The organism is Sphingobacterium sp. JUb20 (assembly GCF_004342035.1).
GTDB lineage: Bacteria > Bacteroidota > Bacteroidia > Sphingobacteriales > Sphingobacteriaceae > Sphingobacterium > Sphingobacterium anhuiense.
Genome location: NZ_SLYV01000004.1, coordinates 264,629 through 275,874, shown reverse-complemented (window position 1 = coordinate 275,874; position 11,246 = coordinate 264,629). Strand labels below are relative to the sequence as shown.

The window sequence follows — 11,246 nt, the reverse complement described above, 5'->3', positions numbered from 1 at the left end:
CACGCTCGGTTTATGTATAATTTTAGAAAAATCGATCTTTGATGAGTAACAAAAAGCTTATTACATGATACCATAGGTATCAAAAGCTTCCTTAGCACCCATACCCTCTAAAACCTTTTTCAGAACAACTTTTTCACTTCGAGCTTTTTCCAATGCCCGAGTAAAAACTTCGACTTCATGCTCCTTCGGCACCAAACAAACACCATCAATATCTCCGATTAAAATATCTCCATCTTGAATCATAATATTGTTGATGCATATTGGCACTCTCCAATCAATCACCTTACCACGAGGAGCTTGATCCTGTGCATAATTACCCATTGAGAAACAAGGGAAATCTAGTGCTAATATACCATTCGTATCTCTAGAATAGCCATTTACAATAGCACCTGCAGCACCCAGCATTTTTGCTCGTGCACTCATAATCTCGCCCCATAGTGCATAGCTCGGTGATGAACCACTACAAATATAGATTTCATCCTCTTTAAGATCATCCAAAGCTTCCAGCATATAACCAAAGGTTTTAGCTAGAACCGGATTTTTAGATGTTGACTCTCCCAATGAACTTACATCGGCTTCCAATACAGTCATTGCTCTTCCTACAACAAACATATCGTCACGAATGGAACGGATATTTGGTGGTAAAAACTGATGGTACATCCCCATCTTATCCATAATATCACCAATGACTGCTGTAAATAATTCTCTGCGGATCAGCGCGAATAATTCCTTATCATTGTTCCACTCTACTTGCAAATTTGTCTCCATTTTATATTTTTTATTATTGCTATTATTATTGATTACCAAAAAACGATATACAAGGCGGTCAACACGCCTATAATTAACAAACTAACCACTTTAAACAAATCTGACACCACAAACATTTCCTTCTCCAAGATCAATGCCTGCTGATTTTTTCTTTTCTTATCAAAGACACTAATGACCGTCATCGTGATCACTGTAAAGACAAAAACCACAAGAATACGATTCATAAAAGGCATCTGATCCAACCATACATTTTTAAACAAAATCGAATAAAAGAAAGTCGATAGCGCTCCACCAATAGCGGCGTTAGAAGTTGTCCATTTTGTTAAAATACCCATTAAGAAAATAGCCAGTACACCAGGTGTTATAAAGCCGGTAAATTCTTGAATAAATTGAAACCCTTGATCTAGATTACTTAATAATGGTGCTAATGCAGCTCCAATAAATAGCGAAACTACAACCGAGATTTTACCCAATTTGACTAAAAAAGACTCTTCAATCGATTTGGTTTGCGTATTTTTATAAATATCCAGCGATACAATTGTAGCAATACTATTCACTTTCCCAGCCAATGAAGCCACAATAGCTGCCGTCAATGCGGCAAAAGCCATTCCTTTAAATCCAGTAGGCAAAATCGATAACAGTAATGGATACGCTTTATCAGGCTTAACGATATCTCCGTCCATCATACCGTTTTGAAATAGCGGATTATTCCCACTCTGATATAGATAAAATGCAGCAATACCTGGTAAAACGACAATCAAAGGCATCAGTAATTTCATAAATGCGGCAAACAACATACCCTGTTGCGCAGTGGCTAGATTTTTAGCTCCTAATGCCCGTTGCGTTATATACTGATTACAACCCCAATAAGAAAGATTCATAATCCACATACCACCTATAAGTACCGACCACCCCGGTAGATCCATGTAAGCATCACCACCATCAGGTTTAGTCAATTGTCCTTTTTCAATAAAAAGATGAAAATGAGAAGGCACCTCTGCTTTCAATACTTTCAAGCCATTCCACCACCCTGACAATCCTTCAGCATCTGCAACTAAACTAAGCGCAATATAAGTTGTGGTCAAGCCACCGATAATTAACAGGACTACCTGTACTACATCCGTATAACCAATGACTTTCATTCCTCCTAATGCAATAAACCCAGCCAATATGGCCAAAATCCAGATACACCACACAAATGGAATATCCGCAATTGCATGTATTGCCAAAGCTCCCAAATATAGGATCGAAGTGAGATTAACAAAAACATATACCAGCACCCAAAACACAGCCATGATCATACTCACCCGGTTATCAAACCGCTTCCTCAGAAATTCAGGCATCGTATAAATCTTGTTCCTCAGATAAATGGGCAAGAAGAATATCGCGACAATGATCAATCCTAGGGCTGCCATCCATTCGTAAGAAGCAATTGCAATACCCAAGGCAAATCCGGAGCCGGACATCCCAATAAACTGTTCTGCAGATATATTAGAAGCAATGATGGACGCTCCAATCGCCCACCATGCTAATGATCCCTCTGCGAGGAAAAAATCATGACTTAAAGAGCCAGACGTCTCCTTTTTCTTATAGATATAATATCCATATCCACCCACAAGAATGAAGTACAGAACATAAATCAATTGATCAATCCAAGTTAACATATGTAGATAATTTTATAATTAAAATCTTAAGGTTATAGCACCGTTACATGGAGACGCTTCTAACGTTTTGCAATAGTTCCCCCATGCGATTTCAGGATAATCCCATTTATTATTGACAAACAGTATAACTTGCTCACCTTCCATACGGTCTATTCGACAAGCAACATCACCCTTTGGTGCTATCACAGAAACCCGGGTTGATTTACCAGAAGAAAGTGTATAATAAAAAGCATTCTCTTTCATACTTTTTGCTTTGTTGGTCAAAGGATGCTCACTTCGAGCGCCTTTATCCGACCAGTAATAGTAATTGTGTGTATCCTGGTCCCACCCTTGAGTAGGTTTCTCAGCATATGCAGCCTGTTTACTTTTATAAAGATCAGCACTCCCTTCATTTCCGGCAAATTCTCCTTCAGGATAGTAATTCCAATATCCATCTCTTTTCCAATTCAAACGGTCCAGATCATTTGGCATATAATATTTTATACCAACCTCTCTTAGATAGCCGTTAGGTTCTCCAGCAGTACGGTAATTAGTCGTCATTTCTCCTCCAGACTTGATCAAAATATCAAAATATACTTGTAATCCTTGATAAGTTCCAGCAATAGCAAGTAACGCAACACCATCTTTAATTTCACATTTCACAGAGGTCTTCTTCCAATCTTTATCGTAAATCAAATATTTGTTCGCGCTTTTTCTAACCTCTGCTCCCGTTAAATGATTCAGGTTTACATCCATATTCAAGAAAGGCCCCTTTTCAATAAACACCTTCCCATTAGTAGTTGCACCTTCAATCAACCCTGTTTCCTTCGAAATAGGTATTTCAAAATTATGTCCCTTGATGATAAAATTTTCTTTAGTTTCCACAAGTTTAAGTTTACCCTTATGTGAAGCTTCAGGCATATCTATAGGTCGTTCACCAAAATAGTATTCGTAAGTATCCACTACACGACCATCCTGATCAATAAAGTTTAAGCGTACCGATCTCCCCTCTTTCCATTCTTCCGCCGGTAATTCAAATTGTCCTTTAGAATGGGGTTCAATGGAAGGCAATCCAATTGTCTTAGTACGTCCTTCATAAGTATATGCTAATTTCACTTCATTCAGATTGGTGTGATCATACCGATTGTACACATCAAATAGAATTTGTTTATGAGCAGAAAAGTTTTTCACAACCTTGCCCTCGTTCAAGATCCGAATAGGAGACTGTGCTTTCTTCGTCGACCAGAATTCAGGTTTGGGCCTTCTCCAGACATCTACAATACCCCATTCTCCATATCCTACAGCATGACCTTGATATCCTTCCGGCTTTGCAGATTTTGCAAATTCATTCCAAAATGGTGTACCTTTTTTCAAGGTTTGAGGAATATTAAAGGTATCATCTACATATCCCCAAATTGCACCACCCAATCCACCTTTGGTCGGAAATAATCTTCCCCACATCATATCCATCGAGATTCCCCAAAATTCTCTGATATTCGGATCATCTCGTAAGGTCTGATACGTGTAACAAGCAGGATGTGCCCATTCATCAAACAAAGCTGGTATACCATGTCCTTCATATCCTTTAGTTGTCTTTCCAAACTGTGTCAGATTACCATTAACATCCTGATAGTGCATACTCAGTATTTCATAAATCTTCGCATCACTAGATTGCGATCCTGGATAACTCCAGATAACAGGCCTGGTTTGATCAGCATTTTTAACCAAATCCCAACTTTTTCTGAAATTACTTCCGTAGATAGATTCATTTCCAATAGACCAGATAATAACCGATGGATGTGTTCTAAAAGTATTGACCATTTCGCGACATTGGCTCAGATATTGATCCGTATGATTAGCATCATTTTGAGTAGCGCCAGGTGCATAATTCTTTTGTCTATAAGTATCAACAAAACAAACAGCTGTTTCTACTTCTACATAAATTCCATAGCGGTTACAGAACTCAACAAATCGTTCTGATGGCGGATAATGTGAAGTTCTTACAAAATTAATATGAGAATCTTTAAACAATTTAACATCCAAACTATCGTAGTAAGGTACACTAACACGACCTAAAGTAGGATGAACATCATGACGATTAGCCCCTCTTAATTTAACAGGTTTCCCATTCACAAACATCTGGTCTTCAATAATCTTAACTTCACGAAATCCGATCGCTTTACTAAACGCATACGTATCATTACCGTCTTTTTTAATTTTAACATCAAGACGATAAAGATTAGGATGTTCAGCATCCCATTTCAAAGGATTAGCTATTGGAAAACTATTGCTATTGTGACCTTTGTTTACCACAAATTGTTGTTCAGACTCGGGAACGAGTTTATTCTTACTATCATATAATGCATAATGAACAGTAACACCTTGCGCCTCTTGCAACGTATAATTTAATTTTAAGACAGCATCTTTAAAATGCTGATCCAAATCTGTTTCAACACCAAAATCATGTATGCTATTTACAGCAGTTGCAAATAGGGTAACATCTCTTAATATCCCTCCAATCGGATGATGTGCATACCCCGAAGCGTAAGATATATCATCCAGTTTATCTTGAACTTCCAGAAAAACTTCATTTTCCTTATCAAAATTAACATAAGGACTGATATCGGTTTCCCAGCGTGTAAATCCTCCTTTATGCGTTCTGATCACTTTACCATTAATACTTAATGTCGCTTGACTATAGACACCATCAAACCGCAAGACGATCTTTTTCCCTTTAAAGTCTTTGGGCAGTGTAAACTTTCTTTTATAAAAAAATGATTTATCATGTTCTATTCCATACCCTTGCATCACGGCTTCCCCAGGTACTTGTATTGGTGCCCAATCGGATTGCTTATCAAATTGAAACTGCCACTCTCCGTTGAGCGATAGTACAGGACTTTTAACCTGGTTTGTTTTCTTTGGTAACTCATAAGCTAACTCCTGTCCCAAAACACCGAGATGAGAAACAGCCAAAAACAAAAATATCACTACTAATTTCAACATCTTCATTTTAAAAATTGGTTATTATACACATAAAATATTTACTATAAAGGTATATGAAGCGAACACGCGAACATAGAACTCAAAGTTATCGCTCCTGAAGACAACAAACTAAAACTTGATACACATGAAATAAAACTTTTTACACCCATCTTCATAATTTAACATGACAAAATAATCAGTATTGTTTTATTCGAAAAATTATTACTTATATTTGTTTGACAATTATTAATCATCATATCCTATTATGAAAGCACAATTTATTGAACTGTCTCCCCCTAACGAGAAGACAATCCTCATCAAGCAGGTCGATCAGGAGTTTTTGAGTAACCCCTTACATTTCCATGAGTTATGTGAACTCGTCCTAATTTTAGAGAGTTATGGAAAACGTGTCGTTGGCAATCATGTCGATAGCTTTAGTGCTGGAGATCTTGTGCTAATGGGACCAAATATCCCTCACATCTGGCGTAATGACGATATTTTTCTTAATCCCCAACATGATGAACGTGCAAGAGCAATCGTACTCTATTTTCCAGCGGATTTCTTACTACGACTTACAGATGATCAAGCAACCATTAGTGCTATGCAGCAATTCATCAAAAGATCAAAACGAGGATTGAGATTTCATGGACAAACCTTAGAACAAGCTACCGAACTAATCAAAAGTCTAGCACAGAAAAAGAGTTTTTCTAGAATCACAGGATTTCTAAATCTTATTGAATTACTCCATCAGGCAGAAGAATGCGAAAATTTAGCCTCAGAAGGCTATAAACCTACTTTTGGAGAACAAGAAACCAATCGCATTAATAATGTATACATTTATGTTATGCAAAATTTCCGAGAAGAAGTTTCATTAGGAATAGCCGCAGAGTTGGTTAATATGACACCCAATGCCTTTTGTCGTTTTTTCAAACGCCATACCCAAAAATCATTCTCTAAATTTGTTAATGAAATGCGTATCGGACATGCGTGCAAATTGCTGATGAATAAACAACTGTCAATTTCTGAAATCTGCTACCAAAGTGGCTATCAAAATCTAACCAACTTCAATAAATTCTTTAAAACTATTATGAGAAAAAGTCCACGGGAATATCGTAAAGAAATGGACATGTAATTCCCTAATACAGGTATTAATACACGTTGATAAATTATAAAAGGTTAACTTTGCATCAATAATTGATAATAAACATCCAAACAAACTTTAGTGAATTCTTTAACTTTGGCAAGAACCATTAGAGCTTTCAATGAAATCATATTTATTATCATTAATAGCGATAGCTACGCTAACCTATCCGCTATACGCACAACCTTCTAAGCAGGACAATCTTCAATCCGAACATTTAGCAACCCGTTGGGACGAAGCCATCCCTTTAGGAAATGGTATGCTTGGCGCATTAATCTGGCAAAAAGATAATACCTTAAGACTATCTTTAGATCGTGCCGATTTATGGGACGAGCGTAAGGCATTTCAACTTGAACAACATGACTTCAAATGGGTACAGCAAAAACTTCATTCGGGGCAATATACCGAAGTACAAAAATGGGGTGACAATCCTTATGGGGATTATCCCTACCCAACCAAACTTCCTGCCGCAGCTATGTCTTTTGATCTCGCTTCTTTAGGCAAGGTAGTCTCCAATGTACTGGATATAAAAACTGCAACAAACACCGTCCGCTTTGACAACGGAAACACATTTACTTGCTTTATTCATGCAGATAAACCAGTGGGTTATTTTGAGATTACAGGTCAAAATATACAAAATGCCCTTCCCAAATTACTTCCACATCAATATGCGTTGGCTTCTGATAATAGTAACGAAGTGTCCGTAGTCGATGGACAAAGTCTATCACGACTCGGCTATAAACAAGGGAAGTTGACCACATCAACACACAGCCAGCTTATTCACCAGCCGACCTATGAAAATAGGTTTTATGAAGTATTATTGGAGTGGAAAGAAGTCTCGCCCAATAAGCTTATTGGTATGTGGACTGTAGCCAATAATGAAAAAGCAAACTTAAATAAAGAGATCCAATCAAAAACCACCAACAAATTTACAGAAACTCATCTCTCCTGGTGGCATACCTACTGGAAGCAATCAGCGATAAACATACCTGATGCTTTATTACAAAGACAGTACTATTTGGAAATGTATAAACTCGGTGCTGCAGCACGAAAAGGAGCTCCAGCCATTACACTTCAAGCAGTTTGGACTGCAGATAATGGTGGATTACCCCCATGGAAAGGAGATTTTCATAATGATCTCAATACACAGCTCAGCTATTGGCCCACCTATACAGGAAATAGACTTGCTGAAGCCGAAACTTTCACAGACTGGTTATGGAAAATCAGACCTGCCAATTTAGCTTACACCAAACAGTATTTTGGTGTTGAAGGTCTTAACATTCCCGGCGTTCTGACATTAAGTGGAATCCCCATGGGCGGCTGGGTTCAATATGCCCTTTCACCAACAGTAAGCGCTTGGACCGCACACCATTTCTATATGCAATGGAAGTACAGTATGGATAAGAAATTTCTTAAGGAAAGAGCATTACCGTACATTATCGAATCGGCCACTTACCTTCGCAACATTACAGAGGTACGCAATGGAAAACGTTATCTTCCACTTAGCGCAAGTCCTGAATATAATGATAATAGCACAAATGCCTGGTTTAAAGATTGGACCAATTTTGATCTCGCTCTTGCCCATTTTCTATTTGAAGCTGCGGCAGAAGTAAGCGAAGCTAGCGGACAAGTAAACGATGCCAAAGCATGGAGAACTGTAGAAACGCAACTACCAGGTTATGCAAAAAACGAAACAGGATTAATGGTTGCGGTCGATGTTCCTATGGAGCATTCCCATCGTCATATGTCACCCTATTTATCGATTTACCCACTAGGTCTTTTGGATATCAATAAAGCAGAAGATAAAGATCAGATCACAAAATCAATGCGCCATTTAGAAAAATTAGGCACTCGTGCTTGGGTTGGTTATTCCTTCAGCTGGATGGCTTGTTTACATGCCCGTGCAAAAGAGGGGGAACAGGCAGTTCTTAATCTCCAAAAATTTGCAAACAACTTTTGTTCGACCAATTCCTTTCATGTCAACGGGGATCAGAAAGGTGGACAATACTCAGGTTTTACTTACCGGCCGTTTACATTAGAGGGTAATTTTGCATTTGCACAAGGTATCCATGAATTGCTGCTACAGAGCAAACAAGGTTATGTGGAGCTATTCCCAGCAATCCCGATAAGTTGGAAAAACATTTCCTTTACTGATCTCAGAGCTGAAGGTGGTTTCTTAATTAGCGCTTCTAAAACAAACGGTCAACTTGATAAATTGATCATTAAAGCAGAACAAACCGGTACTTTAAGATTACGCTATGAGCAACCATTAAAATCAAAAACTAATAAAATGATCAGTAAAGAAGGAGATACGTATAACATCTCTTTAAAAGCAGGCGAAAAAATAGAACTTCAAAAAATCTAATTAAATATAAAGCTTCCTTAGTATGATATAAACAGAAAAAATTGGAAGTTTTTAAAAAATAAGGGGAGCCCAATAAATATTGGGCTCCCCTTATAAAAAAATGTCCTGTTTAATATTCTATCCCTTAATATAAATTATATTTTTATAGAACATTAGAGTTCAAAAAATTATTCACCTAATGCCTTTTGAATTATTTTTGACAAACTTTGCGCCCATTTTGTATACCCTCCAGAAAGATGGATGCCGTCAGTGCTATAATCATCCAACGATAAATTACCGTCAGCTTTTATAAACGTATCAGATAGCGGGGCATAGATCCAACTTTGATCTTTAGCCTGAATCGCTAAAAGACGGTGTATATCCTCATATTTTCGTCTTCGGGGATCCGTACTTTCCACGCCTACAGGCAATGGCCCCGTTAAGATCAATTTAGAATTCTTCATATTCGTGCGTATCCATTTTTTTATTTCAAGGATACCTGCTACAATTTCTTCAGCCGTATCACCATCTAAGAAATTATTGACACCTATTGTTACGACAACAACTTTAGGAGCAGCCTCCTTATATTTACCATTGATCAACCTCCAAAGTACATGTTGTGTTCGGTCGCCCGCTATTCCTGCACAATCCCATTTGTATGATGAAAAAACGGATTCAAATGCAGTGTAACCTGGTTTATAAGGAAGATGTGACCTTGTACCTCCAATACCCTGTGTAATGGAATTACCGACAAATAAAATGTCCAAGTGTTGTTTCTTACTGTCCAAAATACGGTTAATATCATCATTTTCTCCCCACCAGCCCATATTTGGACTCCAACCCGCTCCACTCCTATATTCTGAGCCAGCTGCGGCAATAGCTGCAAAGTTTAGCTTACGCCTATCTGCTCTTAGCAGAAAATCTACCAGTGGCGTTGGATCAGCTAAACTGTGCGGATGATGACCCACTGTCGGTTTATGTATAATTTCCAATTTCCCGCCAGCGGCAATATAAGCTTTAGCAAAAGGAAGCGTATTTTCATCAGGCGGTACAATATCATCCACATCACCGATAACATGAATCGTCGGAATTTTTAACGCACCGATTTCAGATGCTCTATCCACAGGTGCATCTTTAAAATCAAGAGCCTGTTGTTCTGTCAGTTTATAATCCTGTTTAAAGATTTCCCAATTCTCCGGACTTCCTTTTCCCGTTCCTTTACCTCCCGGCCAGCTTTTAAAATTTAACACCGGTGCATCAGCATAAATGGCACTAACACGATCGGGATAACGTAGAGCCCAATTGTATATGTATATACCTCCTCGACTCATACCTTCCATAACTGCTTTTTTATTCAGTCCGAATTGCTGTAAGAATTTATAAAAATTATTCCATATTTGTAATGACTCCTCATTGCCAAAAAGTTCGGATACATCACAGTAAACAATATGATATCCTCGCTCCAACATCGCAATATCCAATTGAGGTTCATGTCCCCAGAACCGGGCACGCCATATCCAGGGGCTCCCTTTGGCCACCAATTTTGGTTTGACAACTCTCGCTTCTTTACCTTCAAAATCGAATGTTTCAGTAGAAAATCCATAAAAAGACTCACGCTTTCCATTCTTTATTTTAATTCTTGAAGCACCGGTTACTGGTGTTTTTATAAGTTCATATAATCGCTTTGCAACAAAACTAGCACCGATAGACGTTAGCCTTTTCTCTTTATCCAGATAAGCGTCACCTCCATATAAAGCAGGGGATAAATCCACGATTTCGCAGTTACTCTTAAAAGCAAGCGTCTGTAATTGTATTCTCGCAGTTAATTGTTGCTTTTCATTCGAGTTACTAGGAGTATATAGCAATACCACTCGAGCACCTTTATTGATTAATGAAGTAATACCTTTCAATAACTTGTCATCATCATCTTTTTTGGAAAAATCGGCATCCTGATTCAAATCTAGAATGAGTAGATCACCTTTCTTTACGACAAGATTATTTATACTTTCTTCTATATGATTTTCAATGAATATTGGTTCGTTCATAGTGACATCCTTCCCATTTAACATGACCTGATAATCTTGCCCCATCATCGTGGCTAACTGTGTAGGAAAGTTATTTTTTTCAGGCATAAACATCGCAGATCCCATAGTGAATTCCCGTCCAATACAATATATTTTAACTTTCGACTGGGCATACAGCATCGTCATGGAACTCAACATAATAAAGATCCATTTGATACAGGTAGACAATAAATTTTTAATCATCAGATTTAGGTTTAGATATCATGTAAAGATAAAAAAAACATCCTACGAAAAGAGCCAAAAAAAGCAAAAGTTTAGTCAGGATAAACATCCTGACTAAACTT

6 protein-coding genes are annotated in these 11,246 nt (G+C 37.8%); 2 read left to right on the top strand and 4 right to left on the bottom strand.

The genetic code is table 11. The features are described from left to right. Positions 1-60: 60 nt before the first annotated feature. From EDF66_RS08870 to EDF66_RS08860, 3 genes are read right to left on the bottom strand one after another with little or no spacing between them, the layout of a single operon-like run. The gene (locus EDF66_RS08870) at positions 61-768 is read right to left on the bottom strand and encodes an RraA family protein (protein WP_132770214.1); all 708 of its coding nucleotides are present in this window, start codon (positions 766-768) and stop codon (positions 61-63) included. Between the two features lie 32 nt (positions 769-800). Further along, complete coding sequence (locus EDF66_RS08865) at positions 801-2,432, bottom strand: sodium:solute symporter family transporter (protein WP_132842072.1); 1,632 nt, start codon at positions 2,430-2,432, stop codon at positions 801-803. Positions 2,433-2,450: 18 nt separating this feature from the next. Continuing rightward, a complete protein-coding gene (locus tag EDF66_RS08860; RefSeq protein ID WP_207898548.1) occupies positions 2,451-5,414 on the bottom strand; it encodes a glycoside hydrolase family 2 protein in 2,964 nt (987 codons plus the stop codon). A 244-nt stretch (positions 5,415-5,658) separates the two neighbouring features. Here EDF66_RS08860 and EDF66_RS08855 point away from each other — a divergent pair, with 244 nt between their 5' ends. Both EDF66_RS08855 and EDF66_RS08850 read left to right on the top strand, forming a co-directional pair. Next, positions 5,659-6,525 (top strand): AraC family transcriptional regulator, encoded by an 867-nt coding sequence (locus EDF66_RS08855; protein WP_132770220.1) that lies wholly within the window; start codon positions 5,659-5,661, stop codon positions 6,523-6,525. A gap of 130 nt (positions 6,526-6,655) precedes the next feature. After that, complete coding sequence (locus EDF66_RS08850) at positions 6,656-8,899, top strand: glycosyl hydrolase family 95 catalytic domain-containing protein (RefSeq protein ID WP_132842070.1); 2,244 nt, start codon at positions 6,656-6,658, stop codon at positions 8,897-8,899. A 167-nt stretch (positions 8,900-9,066) separates the two neighbouring features. Here the strand turns inward: EDF66_RS08850 and EDF66_RS08845 are convergent, their stop codons facing one another. Then, on the bottom strand, positions 9,067-11,145 hold the full coding sequence (locus tag EDF66_RS08845; protein WP_132842069.1) for a GDSL-type esterase/lipase family protein: 2,079 nt from the start codon (positions 11,143-11,145) through the stop codon (positions 9,067-9,069). Between the last annotated feature and the right edge of the window lie 101 nt (positions 11,146-11,246).

Coding starts and splice junctions, on each gene's coding strand:
- EDF66_RS08870 (WP_132770214.1), bottom strand. CDS start 768: ATGGAGACAAATTTGCAAGTAGAGTGGAACAATGATAAGGAATTATTC.
- EDF66_RS08865 (WP_132842072.1), bottom strand. CDS start 2,432: ATGTTAACTTGGATTGATCAATTGATTTATGTTCTGTACTTCATTCTT.
- EDF66_RS08860 (WP_207898548.1), bottom strand. CDS start 5,414: ATGTTGAAATTAGTAGTGATATTTTTGTTTTTGGCTGTTTCTCATCTC.
- EDF66_RS08855 (WP_132770220.1), top strand. CDS start 5,659: ATGAAAGCACAATTTATTGAACTGTCTCCCCCTAACGAGAAGACAATC.
- EDF66_RS08850 (WP_132842070.1), top strand. CDS start 6,656: ATGAAATCATATTTATTATCATTAATAGCGATAGCTACGCTAACCTAT.
- EDF66_RS08845 (WP_132842069.1), bottom strand. CDS start 11,145: ATGATTAAAAATTTATTGTCTACCTGTATCAAATGGATCTTTATTATG.